Genomic DNA, 11,954 nt, shown 5'->3' on the forward strand with positions numbered 1-11,954 from the left:
GAAAGGGTGCAACAGGGGGAAAAAGCCATGGCTCTCGACCGCAGCAACCCGGTCCCCAACGACCTGAGCGCCTTTTGGATGCCGTTCAGCGCAAACCGGCAGTTCAAGAAACAGCCGCGCATGTTCGTGGGCGCCGACAAGATGCATTACACGACTGCCGACGGGCGGCAGGTGCTGGATGGCACCGCCGGGTTATGGTGCTGCAACGCCGGCCACAACCAGCCGCGCATCGTGGAGGCGATCCAGAAGCAAGCCGCCGAGATGGACTACGCGCCCGCCTTCCAGATGGGCCACCCCAAGGCGTTCGAGCTGGCCAACCGCTTGCGCGACATGGCCCCGAAGCCTTTCGAGCATGTGTTCTACACCAACTCTGGCTCAGAAAGTGTTGAGACGGCGTTAAAGATCGCGATCGCGTATCAGCGGGCGATCGGGCAGGGGTCCCGCACCCGGTTGATCGGGCGTGAGCGCGGCTACCACGGGGTGAACTTCGGCGGCATCTCCGTCGGCGGGATCGTCAACAACCGCAAGGTTTTCGGCTCCTTGCTGACGGGGGTGGACCATCTTCCGGCGACGCATCTGCCGGATCAGAACCGCTTCGTAAAAGGCCAGCCCGAGCATGGCGCGCATCTGGCCGACGAATTGGAACGCATCGTGGCGCTGCACGGGGCGGAAACGATTGCCGCCTGTATCGTGGAGCCGATGGCGGGCTCCACTGGCGTGCTGATGCCCCCTAAGGGTTACTTGGAACGCCTGCGCGAGATCTGCACGCGGCACGGAATTATCCTGATTTTTGATGAGGTTATCACCGGATTCGGGCGCCTTGGCAGCAGCTTCGCGGCTGAGCATTACAACGTCATGCCCGACCTCATCACCACGGCCAAGGGCCTGACCAACGGCGTGATCCCTATGGGCGCAGTGCTGGCCACCAAAGAGATCCACGACGCCTTCATGGGCGGGCCGGAACACCTGATCGAGCTGTTCCACGGCTACACCTACTCCGGCAATCCGATTGCCTCCGCCGCAGGTCTCGCGACGCTGGAGACCTACAAGGAAGACGGGCTATTCGAGCGCGCCGCCGAACTGGCGCCCTATTGGGCCGACGGTGTGCATTCGCTTCGCGACTGCCCCCATGTAATCGACATCCGCAGCGAAGGCCTGATCGGCGCAGTGGAGCTAGAGCCCATCGCCGGAGAGCCCACGAAACGCGCCTTCCAGGCCTTCCTTGATTGCTACGACAAGGGCGTTTTGATCCGCACCACCGGCGATATCATCGCCATGTCGCCGCCGCTGATCATCTCGAAATCCGAGATAGATCAACTCTTTGGCACGCTCCGCAGTGTTTTGCAGGGGCTCGACTGAATGGCAGAGACGGTCAGCGATAGCGCCCAGATGATCGCCCAGATGAACCCCGTGCAAATGCCGGGCCGTTGGGCGTTTCGCACCGTCTCGGCTCAGGAGTTAACGGCGTTAACAGATGTCCAGGCGATGTTTCGGGAGGGCGAGGGGATCTCCGTCCTCGTACCCGCCGCCGCGAATGAGCCGGCCATGGTGCAGATCACCTTGCAAGTCTTCTCGGACCTCGAAGGCGTGGGCCTGACCGCCGCCGTCTCTACCACGCTCGCCGAGGCGGGCATTCCCTGCAACGTCATCGCCGCCACGCTCCACGACCATATCTTCGTCCCCGAGGACCGCTGCGAGGAGGCAATCTTGCGCCTGCGCAAGAGGGCCGAGGAGGAGCCGAACTGATGGCAGAGGCAACCGCCACAACCCTGATCGATGAAGCCCGCGTCCGCGTCACCCGCTTCGACTTCGCCCCGGGCGACGAGACCGGCTGGCACATCCACGGCATGGACTACGTCATCACCACGCTGACCGATTGCCAGATGCGCCTGGAAGAGCCCGGTGGCGAGACGCGAGAGGTCTTCATCGAGGCTGGAACGGTCTACCGCCGCGACCAAGGCGTGGAGCACAACGTGATCAATGGCGGCACAGCGCCGATGACGTTTATCGAGACGGAACTGAAGTAAGGAAACCCCATGGCATCGCCCGCAGAAAACATGAAGATCGACGGCGCCCGCCTGTGGGACAGCCTCATGGAAATGGCCAAGATCGGCCCCGGCATCGCTGGCGGCAACAACCGCCAGACGCTGACGGATGAAGACGCCGAAGGGCGCGCGTTATTCCAAACCTGGTGCGATGCGGCGGGATGTACGATGGGTGTGGATACGATGGGCAACATGTTTGCGCGCCGTGAGGGCACGGACCCCGACGCGCTGCCGGTCTACGTGGGCTCGCACCTTGATACACAACCCACGGGCGGCAAGTACGACGGGGTTTTGGGCGTCCTCGGCGGGCTCGAAATCATCCGCTCTCTCAATGACTTGGGGATTAAGACCAAGCATCCTATCGTGGTCACCAATTGGACGAATGAGGAGGGCACGCGCTACGCCCCCGCCATGCTGGCGAGCGGTGTCTTCGCCGGAAAACACACGCAGGATTGGGCCTATGACCGCGTCGATGCCGATGGCAAAAAGTTCGGCGACGAGCTGAAACGCATCGGGTGGGTCGGTGATGAGCCCGTCGGCAACCGCAAGATGCACGCCTTCTTCGAGTTGCACATTGAACAGGGCCCGATCTTGGAGGCTGAGGGCAAGGACGTGGGCGTCGTCACCCACGGCCAAGGCCTGCGTTGGATCGAATGCACGGTGACGGGCAAGGAAAGCCACACCGGCTCCACGCCCATGCACATGCGCAAGAACGCCGGTCGTGGCCTCGCGCTTGTGACTGAACTGGTCCACGAAATCGCCATGAAAAACCAGCCCAACGCCGTGGGTGCCATCGGCCACATCGACGTCTACCCCAACTCGCGCAACATCATCCCTGGCAAGGTCGTCTTCACCGTCGATATGCGCACGCACATTCTCGACAAGCTCGAAGCCATGGTAGCCGAGCTGATGGAACGCGCCCCGAAACTCTGCGACGACATCGGCGTCAGCTTCGAGGCCGAGATCGTCGGTCAGTTCAACCCGCCCGCCTTTGGCGACAAATGTGTCACGGCGATCCGACAAGCGGCTGAAAGGCTTGGATATAGTCACATGGATATCGTATCCGGGGCAGGGCACGATGCGTGCTGGATCAATGATGTGGCCCCGACGGCGATGGTGATGTGTCCCTGCGTGGACGGGTTGAGCCATAACGAGGCCGAAGAAATAAGCCCGGAATGGGCGGCGGCCGGTGCGAATGTCCTGTTCCATGCGGTCGTGGAAACGGCGGAGATTGTAACATGAATTCAAAGATTTGGCTGGCAGTAGGCGCATGCCTGGCACTTACGGGCTGTGTGACGCCCACGCCTGAGGGTGAAAGCGAGATCCTGCCTGAAGAGGTGCTGGCGCTGGTGGCGCCGGGCCAGGATACCAACTCGGTCCGGCTCCAGGATGACGGCTGCTACTGGTATCTGCACCGCAATGTGGTCGAAAGCGTTTACATCCCACTTCTGACCCGCGACCAACGGATGATCTGCGTGGTGGCCCAGGGCTGACGGGCGCCATGCGTTAACGGCATTAACCAAAGCAACCTTGGGGGGTTCCATGAGCAAAGTGATCAAGGGCGGCACGATTGTGACCGCGGACCGTCAATGGAAGGCGGACGTGCTGATCGAGGGCGAGAAAATCGCCCAGATCGCAGAGAATCTCAGCGGTGATGAGGTCATCGACGCCTCCGAGGCCTATGTGATCCCCGGCGGCATTGACCCCCATACCCACCTGGAAATGCCCTTCATGGGCACGACCGCGGCCGAGACGTTTGAGACCGGCACCTTCGCCGCCGCGGCCGGCGGTACGACCATGCTGGTGGATTTTTGCCTGCCCGGTGAAGACGGTAGCCTGCTGAACGCCATCGATGCGTGGGACGCCAAGTCCAAGGATCAGATCTGCGTCGACATCTCCTACCACATGGCGATCACCGGCTGGAATGAGAGCATTTTCAATGAGATGGAGGAGGTCGTTAAGACGCGCGGCATCAACACCTTCAAGCATTTCATGGCCTACAAGGGCGCGTTGATGATCGAGGACGACGAGATGTACGCCTCGTTTAAGCGCTGCGCCGAGTTGGGCGCTTTGCCGCTCGTCCATGCCGAGAACGGCGACATCGTCGCCGAGTTGCAGCAGAAATATCTGGCCGAGGGCGTCTTCGGGCCTGAGGGCCACGCCTATTCGCGCCCGCCGGAGGTGGAAGGCGAGGCCGCCAACCGCGCGATCATGATCGCGGACGCGGCGGGCACGCCTTTGTACATCGTCCACGTCTCTTGCGAGCAGGCCCACGAGGCCATCCGCCGCGCGCGCCAGAAGGGGATGCGGGTCTTTGGCGAGCCGTTGATCCAGCACCTGACGCTCGACGAGTCCGAGTATTTCAACAAGGATTGGCAATACGCCGCGCGCCGCGTGATGTCGCCGCCGTTCCGGTCCAAGGACCACCAGGACGGGCTTTGGGCAGGCCTCGCGGCGGGCTCTCTGCAGGTTGTGGCCACGGACCACGCGGCCTTCACCGACGAGCAAAAGCGGATGGGCGTCGACAACTTCGCGATGATCCCCAACGGCACCGGCGGGCTGGAGGAACGCATGGCAATGCTCTGGACGCGCGGCGTCGAGACGGGCCGTTTGACGCCCGAGGAATTCGTCGCGGTGACGTCGTCCAACATCGCCAAGATCCTCAACATCTACCCGCTGAAGGGCGGTATCAACGTCGGCGGTGACGCCGATGTGGTGGTGTGGGACCCAAAACTTGGCCGCACGATTGCGACGTCTACGGCGAAATCTATCCTTGATTACAATGTGTTCGAGGGGATGGAGGTCAGCGCCTCCCCCCGCTACACGCTGTCACGCGGGGATGTGGTTTGGGCGGCGGGGCAGAACAGCCAGCCGCAACCGGGCCGAGGCCGTTTCGTGAAACGCCCGCCTGCGGCGAGCGCGAGCCAGGCGCTCAGCAAGTGGAAATCGCTCAATACGCCGCGCAAGATCGAGCGTGATCCGATGAACATTCCGGCGGGGGTTTGAGCTCCGTTTTTGAAAAGCAGTCCCGCCCGGCGGCACGCCGGGCAGCCCCCGACCGCCCCCCCGGGCGGGGGCTTCACCCCCACCCGCGGCCGGGGGCAGCCCTATGAGCAATACGTTGAACACAAACGGTAATCCGGGCGCGATGTCACCTGTCATTCAAGCCCAATCCCTCGACCTGACGTTTCAGACCAACGACGGCCCGGTTCAGGCGCTGTCGGACGTGTCGCTGAATATCAACAAGGGCGACTTCGTCTCCTTTATTGGCCCTTCGGGCTGCGGGAAGACCACTTTTCTGCGGGTCATTGCGGCGTTGGAGCAGCCCACCGGCGGCGAGGTCACCGTCAACGGCATGACGCCGGACGAGGCTCGCAAAGCGCGCGCTTACGGGTATGTGTTTCAGGCCGCGGGGCTCTACCCGTGGCGGACGATTGAGAAGAACATCAAGCTGCCGTTGGAGATCATGGGATACTCCGCCGCCGACCAGCAGGAGCGGGTGAACAACGTCTTGCAACTCGTTGATCTGGAAGGGTTTGGCAAGAAATTCCCCTGGCAGCTATCGGGCGGCATGCAGCAGCGCGCCTCCATCGCGCGGGCGCTCGCGTTTGATGCGGATATCCTGCTGATGGACGAGCCCTTCGGCGCGTTGGATGAGATCGTGCGGGACCGGTTGAACGAGGAACTTCTGAAGCTTTGGGCGCGGACGGAGAAGACGATTGGCTTCGTCACGCACTCGATCCCGGAGGCGGTTTACCTCTCGACCAAGATCGTCGTCATGTCGCCGCGTCCGGGGCGGATTACCGATGTCATCGAGAGCGATTTGCCGCGCGAAAGGCCGCTCGATATCCGCGACACGCCGGAATTTTTGGCCCTCGCCCACCGGGTCCGCGAGGGGCTGCGCGAGGGGCATGCCTATGACGACTAGCCCGTATTTTCGCCGTACACCCGCGCGGCACAGCCTGTACACAGTCTGTACACACGCGATTTGCGCACCCCGGTGGCTGACATGTGGCGAGAGCGTGCGCAAATGCGAAGGTTGCGCGCCATGACGGCCGTGGCAGAGCCCGACGCGCCCTGCGCCTTTTGCCTGGCGATGCGGCGGATCACCGGGGCGGTGTTGCCGATCCTGGTCGTGGTCGGCGTGATCATCGCGATCTGGTACGCCGCGGCCTACAACATGAACCGGGCCTGGACGCTCGATCAGGCGGAGCGGCGGGGGCTGGAGGTGACGGCCTCTGAGTTGTTCCAGGACACGATGTGGCAGGAACGCCCGCGCCTGCCGGCGCCCCATCAAGTCGCGATTGAGCTCTACAACACCACCTTTGGCGAGGCGATGTTCCGAGAGCGACGTGGAGAGCTACGCCCCAACCCGCGCAGCCTGTGGTTCCATGCCTTCCAAACCCTCGCGCCGACGCTTTTGGGCTTTGTGATCGGGACGCTTGCGGGGATGCTTCTGGCTGTTGCGATTGTCCACAACCGGGCGATGGATATGAGTGTGATGCCCTGGGCGATTGCGTCGCAAACCATCCCGATCCTTGCCATCGCGCCGATTGTGATCGTGGTTCTGAACGCCGTGGGGCTGACGGGGCTGGTTCCCAAGTCCTTGATATCGGCGTATCTTTCGTTCTTCCCGGTCGTTGTGGGCATGGTGAAGGGGCTGCGTAGCCCCGGCGCGATGGATCTGGATTTGTTGCGGACGTACTCGGCCAGCCGGGCCGAGACGTTCTGGAAACTCCGGCTACCGGCCTCGGTCCCGTTTCTGTTTGCCTCGCTGAAAGTCGGCATCGCGGCGGCGCTGGTGGGCACCATCGTGGCAGAGCTGCCGACGGGCGCGCGGTTCGGCCTGGGCGCGCGGCTTTTGACCGGCAGTTATTACGGCCAGACGATTCAGATCTGGAGCGCGCTGTTCATGGCGGCGATCTGCGCAGCGGTGCTGGTGAGCGTGTTGGGCGCGGTGGAGCGGGCGACGTTGCGGCGCATGGGGTTGGACCGATGAGCGGCGCGCGTGTGGTGAGGACGGGAGTGAGTTGTATTTGGCAAGATGAAGCAGGGAGCCTGTGCCCATGACGTCCCTTGCGCGCAGCGGCGGCGGTGGTGTCGCGCCTGTTGTCCTGGCGGGGGGCGTTGCGGCCACGGCTCTATTTGATTGGCGATTGACCGTCATGTTGGCGATTTGGCTCGGGGCCTGGGCCTTGAACGCCTGGTTGGCGCGCAGGGACGCCTCGGGCGCGCGGATTTTGGTGCCGGTGCTTTTTGGGTTAACGCTGTTAACCCTTTGGGAGGTGGCGGTGCGCCTCTATGAGGTCAGCCCGGTTATCCTGCCCGCGCCCTCTGCTATTGCCGCGGCCTTCGCGGCCAATTTATCCACGCTTTGGGCGGATTTCGTGCAGACCATCGTGCGGGGCGCGCTTGTGGGATATGTGCTCGGGTGCGGTCTGGCTGTGCTGACGGCGCTGGCCATCGACCGGTCGCGGTTTTTGCAACGGGGTCTTTTGCCGGTGGGCAATTTCATCGCGGCGCTTCCGATTGTGGGCACGGCGCCGATTTTGGTGATGTGGTACGGGTTTGGGCCGTCGTCGAAGGTCGCCGTTGTCGTGGCGATGGTCTTCTTCCCGATGCTGGTTAATGCGGTGCAGGGGCTGAAGGAAAGCGACGCGATCCAACGCGATCTGATGCACACCTATGCGGCCAGCTACGGGCAGACGCTGATGAAACTGCGCCTGCCCACGGCGATGCCGTTCCTGTTTAATGGCTTGAAAATCTGCACAACCCTTGCGCTAATCGGGGCTATTGTGGCTGAATTTTTCGGCTCACCCACGGTGGGCATGGGCTTTCGGATCAAGATCGAGGTGGGGCGACTGGCCATGGATATGGTCTGGGCCGAGATTACGGTCGCGGCCCTGGCGGGTTCGGGTCTTTATGGTCTGATGGCGCTGGCGGAGCGGCAACTGACATTCTGGCACCCGTCACAACGGAGTTCGCGCGCCTGAGGGGACGCCGAGGGGATCATGGCGCGATTGAGATAAAAAACGACAACCAAACTGGAGGGAAATACGATGAAACATCTGACATTTGGCGCCGCGGCGCTTTTGGCAAGCGGCGGTATGGCGTTTGCGGATGGTCATGCGGCGGAGGTCAACTTGCAGCTGCAATGGGTCACCCAGGCGCAGTTCGCGGGCTATTATGCGGCGTTGGAGAACGGGTATTACGACGAGGAAGCGCTGACGGTGAACATCATTCCCGGCGGGCCGGACATTGCGCCGCCGCAGGTTCTTGCGGGCGGCGGTGCCGACGTGATGCTGAACTGGATGCCGTCTGCATTGGCCGCGCGCGAGAACGGCTTGGCCGTGGTGAACATCGCGCAGCCGTTTGTGCGCTCTGGCCTGATGCTGACCTGTTGGGCCGATAGCGGCATCACCGAGCCTGCCGATCTGGCCGGTCACACGGTGGCGCATTGGTTCTTCGGTAACGAATATCCGTTCCTGAGCTGGATGTCGCAGCTCGGCATCGGCGTGGAAGGTGGCGAGGATGGCGTGACGCTGTTGCAGGCGGGCTTCAACGTGGATCCGTTGTTGCAGCGCCAGGCCGATTGCATGTCGACGATGACCTACAACGAGTATTGGCAGGTGATCGACGCGGGCGTGACGCCGGAGGAGCTGGTGACGTTCCGCTATGAGGACTACGGCGTTTCCACCCTGGAAGACGGCATCTGGGCGTTGGAAGAGAACCTGGAGGATCCAGAGTTCGTCGACCGCATGGCGCGGTTTGTGCGCGCGTCGATGCGGGGATGGGCCTGGGCCGCGGAGAACCCCGATGAGGCAGCGATGATCGTGCTCGATTATGACGAGACCGGTGCCCAGACCGAGGAGCATCAGTTGCGGATGATGGGGGAGATCGCCTTGCTTGTTGAGGGCGGCGATGGCCGTCTGGACGAGGAAGCCTACCAGCGCACGGTGGATACGCTGTTGGCGGGCGGCTCGGACCCGGTGATCTCGGCAGAGCCTGTGGGCGCGTTCACCCATGTGATCACGGACGCTGCGCTGGCGGAGTAATCCTGCCCATGTGACGGCAAGGGGCCCCGGGCGCGGCTGCGTGCGGGGCTCTTTTTATGGCGGCTTGGCCCGAGGCGCGTTAGCGGCGGATGTCAACCGTCGGATTCTCGGGCCCGGCCTCGATGTCGCGCAGGGAGGCGGACAGAGCCTCAGGTGCCGGCGCGGGCTCCGGTTCGTCGGACGTGTCGCTGGCGATCAGCGCCAGCACGGTCGCCTCGCGCGGCGGTTCAGGCGGGACGGGCACATGGTCATTGTCGCCGACCTCGAAGGTATCAAGCGGCTGAAAGTCATCCGTGGGCGCGGTCCGCGTCTCGTCCGCTTTGGCAGCGGCCAGAACCGGGCGCGCGGTGTCGGCGGGCGTGCTGAGCGCATCCGGCGTCTGGCGCTGGACGGCAGCTGTGCCCAGGACTGCGGGTTCCGCCCTGGGCGGAAGATTTGAGAATTCCATTCCACTCCTCCTAAACAAAAGTTCAGAGATCCCCGCGCACAATGCTGCGCGCAACAGGTTCACGAAGGGTTAATCCGCGCGGAAAGCTACGGCGAATTTGAATTGGATTGTCGGCCCCGTTGCCAGAACGGCGCGACCTCTGTAAAAAATCTGAAAAGCCTGTAAAGCCCAAGCGCTTCAAAGAACGGACCGGACATGGCGCAGACGCCTTCAGATCACCTGACCGGTAGCCGGATCCGGGAGCGGCGCCTGGCCCTTGGCCTCAAGCAGGGCGCTTTGGCGGAAGAGGTCGGCGTCTCGCCCTCTTACCTCAACCTGATCGAGCACAATCACCGCAGGATTGGCGGCAAGCTGCTGCTGGAACTGGCCCGCGTGCTGGAGGTTGACGCCTCGGCGCTTACCGATGGTGTGGATGCGGGGATCAGCGAATTGCTCGACGCCGCTGCCCGTGCCCTGGGCGATGTCCCGGCAGAGACCGCGCGGATCGACGAATTGGTGGCCCGCTTCCCCGGTTGGACCGCCCTTATCGCCGCGCAGGAGGCCCGCGCGCGCAACCTGGAAGGGCAGATCGATGCCCTGCGCGACAGGTTGGCCCACGATCCGGCGCTGGCCGAGGCGATGCATGAGGTGCTGTCCTCCGTCGCCGCGATCCGTACCACGGCGGATATCCTCGTGCGCGAGGCGGACCTGGACCCGGCCTGGCGCGGCCGCTTCCACCGCAACCTGCACGAGGATGCGGAGCGGCTATCGGAGCGCGCCACGGGGCTTCTGGCGCAGTTCGAGGCGCCCGGTGCCGGGGCGGATGTGTCGGCCCCGGAAGAAACCGTGGAGGCGATGTTCGAGGCGACGGATCACTACTTCCCCGAGATCGAGGCGGCTGGCGATGACCCGGAGGCGGCCATAAAGGCCATCCTGGCGCGCAGCGCGGGCATGGAAGACGCCCCCGCGCGGGCGCGGGGAGAAGCGCATTTGCGCGCCTATGCCGAGGACGCCCGGCGCTTGCCCATGGCGGGGTTCGCACCCGTGGCGGCAGAGGCGGGCTATGATCCGGCGCGGGTTCTGGCGCAGGTTGGCGGCGATGTCGCGCTGGTCCTTAGGCGTATGGCGAGCTTGCCCGCAGCCGATGGCCTCCCCGCGCGGGGGCTGGCGATTTGTGACGCCTCGGGCGCCTTGCTGCACCGTAGGCGGCTGCAGGGTTTCGCGATGCCCCGGGTGGCGGCGGGATGCCCGCTTTGGCCGCTTTACCGGGTGTTGGGACGGGTGGGGCAGGCGGATGTGGCGGTGATTGAGACGCCACAAGGGGCGCGGTTCAAGGCCTGGGCCGTGGCGCAACCTGTGGGCATAGGGCAAACGTTTGGCGGCGTGCCGAGGGTGGAGGCGACGATGCTGGTGATGCCGGTGGGTATGGACCCCGCCGACACAGAGGTGATTGCGGGCGGCCCCGGCTGCGGCATCTGTCCGCGGGAGGGCTGCGTCGCCCGCAGGTAAAGGCGCCGACAGCGGCGCGGGACGAGACCATTGCGTGCACGGGCTTGTCCATGCACAGTTAGACCAACCGGATCCGGGCTGTCGGGAGGCAGGGCGGATCAGGCTGCCTTGGGAGGAGGGCAGAAGATGAAGGGACCTGATCAAAACGGCGATAGCCCGCGCGCGCCCTCGGGCGGCGGCCAGGCGGAGGGTGCCGCATCGGCCCCCCGGTCCGGGCCCATCGGGCGTATTTTGATTGTCGAGGATGAAAGCAACATCCTGGAGGCGTTGAGTTTCATCCTCAGCCGCGCGGGCTGGGACGTGCGCGGCCATGGCAAGGGCGAGGACGCGCTACAGGAAATCGCCCGCCTGTCGCCCGATATCCTGGTCCTCGACGTGATGTTGCCCGGCCGCTCGGGCTTTGACATTCTCGCAGATCTGCGCGCAGCACCCGAGACCAAGGCGCTTCCGGTGCTGATGCTGACGGCCAAGGGCCAGGCCAAGGACCGTGAACAGGCGATGGCGCTGGGGGCCAACGGATTCCTGACCAAGCCGTTTTCCAACGCGGAGTTATTGCAGGTGGTCGCGTCGATGGGGGCCGCAACGACCGAAGACATCTCGGGTGGAGAGGGCTGATCCATGGCCCGCCGCCTGTTTCTGGAACGTCGCACCTACCGCCAGAACCGTCTGCAGGACGCGGCGCGGTTGCTGCCGTTTCTGGGCGCGATCCTGATTTTCGGCCCGATTTTCATTCGGGATGACGGCGCAGGCGCGCCGACCTTGGCCACGACGCTGGTCTATTTCTTTGCGGTCTGGCTTGGCATGATCGCCCTGACCGCCCTGGTCAGCCGCGCCCTGATCCGCTCTACCCCCGGCGAGGGTGAGGAGGGGCGCAAGGCCGCGCCGCCGCGCAAGGTGACTGCCGAGGAGGAGCCCTAG

Annotated in this window: 14 protein-coding genes; 13 read left to right on the forward strand and 1 reads right to left on the reverse strand. The window is 64.0% G+C overall.

Annotated elements, in window-relative coordinates:
* Positions 1-27 precede the first annotated feature (27 nt).
* The 10 genes from aptA (at position 28) to AC6I9R_RS09955 (ending at position 9,100) form a co-directional block, all read left to right on the forward strand.
* Positions 28-1,359, forward strand: coding sequence for an omega-aminotransferase AptA (gene aptA, locus AC6I9R_RS09910; protein ID WP_461425409.1), 1,332 nt, complete (start codon positions 28-30; stop codon positions 1,357-1,359).
* Positions 1,360-1,746 carry an ACT domain-containing protein gene (locus tag AC6I9R_RS09915; protein WP_461425410.1) on the forward strand — a complete coding sequence of 129 codons (387 nt, stop codon included), beginning with the start codon at positions 1,360-1,362 and terminating at the stop codon, positions 1,744-1,746.
* Positions 1,746-2,027 carry a cupin domain-containing protein gene (locus AC6I9R_RS09920; RefSeq protein ID WP_461425411.1) on the forward strand — a complete coding sequence of 94 codons (282 nt, stop codon included), beginning with the start codon at positions 1,746-1,748 and terminating at the stop codon, positions 2,025-2,027. Before AC6I9R_RS09915 ends, AC6I9R_RS09920 begins: the two co-directional genes overlap by 1 nt.
* A 9-nt stretch (positions 2,028-2,036) precedes the next feature.
* Positions 2,037-3,287: a Zn-dependent hydrolase gene (locus tag AC6I9R_RS09925; RefSeq protein WP_461425412.1), complete on the forward strand. Its 1,251-nt coding sequence runs from the start codon at positions 2,037-2,039 to the stop codon at positions 3,285-3,287.
* Positions 3,284-3,538: a hypothetical protein gene (locus AC6I9R_RS09930; protein WP_461425413.1), complete on the forward strand. Its 255-nt coding sequence runs from the start codon at positions 3,284-3,286 to the stop codon at positions 3,536-3,538. The genes AC6I9R_RS09925 and AC6I9R_RS09930 overlap by 4 nt, the downstream gene beginning before the upstream one ends.
* Before the next feature lie 49 nt (positions 3,539-3,587).
* On the forward strand, positions 3,588-5,051 hold the full coding sequence (hydA, locus tag AC6I9R_RS09935) for a dihydropyrimidinase (RefSeq protein ID WP_461425414.1): 1,464 nt from the start codon (positions 3,588-3,590) through the stop codon (positions 5,049-5,051).
* Positions 5,052-5,154: 103 nt separating this feature from the next.
* Positions 5,155-5,973, forward strand: coding sequence for an ABC transporter ATP-binding protein (locus AC6I9R_RS09940; protein WP_461425415.1), 819 nt, complete (start codon positions 5,155-5,157; stop codon positions 5,971-5,973).
* A 168-nt stretch (positions 5,974-6,141) separates the two neighbouring features.
* On the forward strand, positions 6,142-7,044 hold the full coding sequence (locus AC6I9R_RS09945; RefSeq protein WP_461426599.1) for an ABC transporter permease: 903 nt from the start codon (positions 6,142-6,144) through the stop codon (positions 7,042-7,044).
* Positions 7,045-7,210: 166 nt separating this feature from the next.
* Positions 7,211-8,038, forward strand: coding sequence for an ABC transporter permease (locus AC6I9R_RS09950; protein WP_461426600.1), 828 nt, complete (start codon positions 7,211-7,213; stop codon positions 8,036-8,038).
* A 66-nt stretch (positions 8,039-8,104) separates the two neighbouring features.
* The gene (locus AC6I9R_RS09955) at positions 8,105-9,100 is read left to right on the forward strand and encodes an ABC transporter substrate-binding protein (protein WP_461425416.1); all 996 of its coding nucleotides are present in this window, start codon (positions 8,105-8,107) and stop codon (positions 9,098-9,100) included.
* Between the two features lie 79 nt (positions 9,101-9,179).
* On the opposite strand, the gene AC6I9R_RS09960 is transcribed toward AC6I9R_RS09955, so the two are convergent.
* A complete protein-coding gene (locus tag AC6I9R_RS09960; RefSeq protein ID WP_461425417.1) occupies positions 9,180-9,548 on the reverse strand; it encodes a hypothetical protein in 369 nt (122 codons plus the stop codon).
* A gap of 195 nt (positions 9,549-9,743) precedes the next feature.
* Here AC6I9R_RS09960 and AC6I9R_RS09965 point away from each other — a divergent pair, with 195 nt between their 5' ends.
* From AC6I9R_RS09965 to AC6I9R_RS09975, 3 genes are all read left to right on the forward strand, one after another.
* Entirely contained in the window at positions 9,744-11,036 is a 1,293-nt protein-coding gene (locus AC6I9R_RS09965) for a helix-turn-helix domain-containing protein (protein WP_461425418.1), read from the forward strand.
* A 126-nt stretch (positions 11,037-11,162) separates the two neighbouring features.
* A complete protein-coding gene (locus AC6I9R_RS09970) occupies positions 11,163-11,651 on the forward strand; it encodes a response regulator transcription factor (RefSeq protein WP_461425419.1) in 489 nt (162 codons plus the stop codon).
* Between the two features lie 3 nt (positions 11,652-11,654).
* Positions 11,655-11,954, forward strand: a complete 300-nt coding sequence (locus AC6I9R_RS09975; RefSeq protein WP_461425420.1) for a hypothetical protein — start codon at positions 11,655-11,657, stop codon at positions 11,952-11,954.

The sequence above is a fragment of the Gymnodinialimonas sp. genome (assembly GCF_059726805.1).

What these genes read in the sequence shown, in the direction of transcription:
- AC6I9R_RS09955 (WP_461425416.1), top strand. Translation starts at nt 8,105, where the DNA reads ATGAAACATCTGACATTTGGCGCCGCGGCGCTTTTGGCAAGCGGCGGT.
- AC6I9R_RS09930 (WP_461425413.1), top strand. Translation starts at nt 3,284, where the DNA reads ATGAATTCAAAGATTTGGCTGGCAGTAGGCGCATGCCTGGCACTTACG.
- AC6I9R_RS09915 (WP_461425410.1), top strand. Translation starts at nt 1,360, where the DNA reads ATGGCAGAGACGGTCAGCGATAGCGCCCAGATGATCGCCCAGATGAAC.
- AC6I9R_RS09975 (WP_461425420.1), top strand. Translation starts at nt 11,655, where the DNA reads ATGGCCCGCCGCCTGTTTCTGGAACGTCGCACCTACCGCCAGAACCGT.
- AC6I9R_RS09945 (WP_461426599.1), top strand. Translation starts at nt 6,142, where the DNA reads ATGCGGCGGATCACCGGGGCGGTGTTGCCGATCCTGGTCGTGGTCGGC.
- AC6I9R_RS09940 (WP_461425415.1), top strand. Translation starts at nt 5,155, where the DNA reads ATGAGCAATACGTTGAACACAAACGGTAATCCGGGCGCGATGTCACCT.
- AC6I9R_RS09925 (WP_461425412.1), top strand. Translation starts at nt 2,037, where the DNA reads ATGGCATCGCCCGCAGAAAACATGAAGATCGACGGCGCCCGCCTGTGG.
- hydA (WP_461425414.1), top strand. Translation starts at nt 3,588, where the DNA reads ATGAGCAAAGTGATCAAGGGCGGCACGATTGTGACCGCGGACCGTCAA.
- AC6I9R_RS09920 (WP_461425411.1), top strand. Translation starts at nt 1,746, where the DNA reads ATGGCAGAGGCAACCGCCACAACCCTGATCGATGAAGCCCGCGTCCGC.
- AC6I9R_RS09960 (WP_461425417.1), bottom strand. Translation starts at nt 9,548, where the DNA reads ATGGAATTCTCAAATCTTCCGCCCAGGGCGGAACCCGCAGTCCTGGGC.
- aptA (WP_461425409.1), top strand. Translation starts at nt 28, where the DNA reads ATGGCTCTCGACCGCAGCAACCCGGTCCCCAACGACCTGAGCGCCTTT.
- AC6I9R_RS09950 (WP_461426600.1), top strand. Translation starts at nt 7,211, where the DNA reads ATGTTGGCGATTTGGCTCGGGGCCTGGGCCTTGAACGCCTGGTTGGCG.
- AC6I9R_RS09965 (WP_461425418.1), top strand. Translation starts at nt 9,744, where the DNA reads ATGGCGCAGACGCCTTCAGATCACCTGACCGGTAGCCGGATCCGGGAG.
- AC6I9R_RS09970 (WP_461425419.1), top strand. Translation starts at nt 11,163, where the DNA reads ATGAAGGGACCTGATCAAAACGGCGATAGCCCGCGCGCGCCCTCGGGC.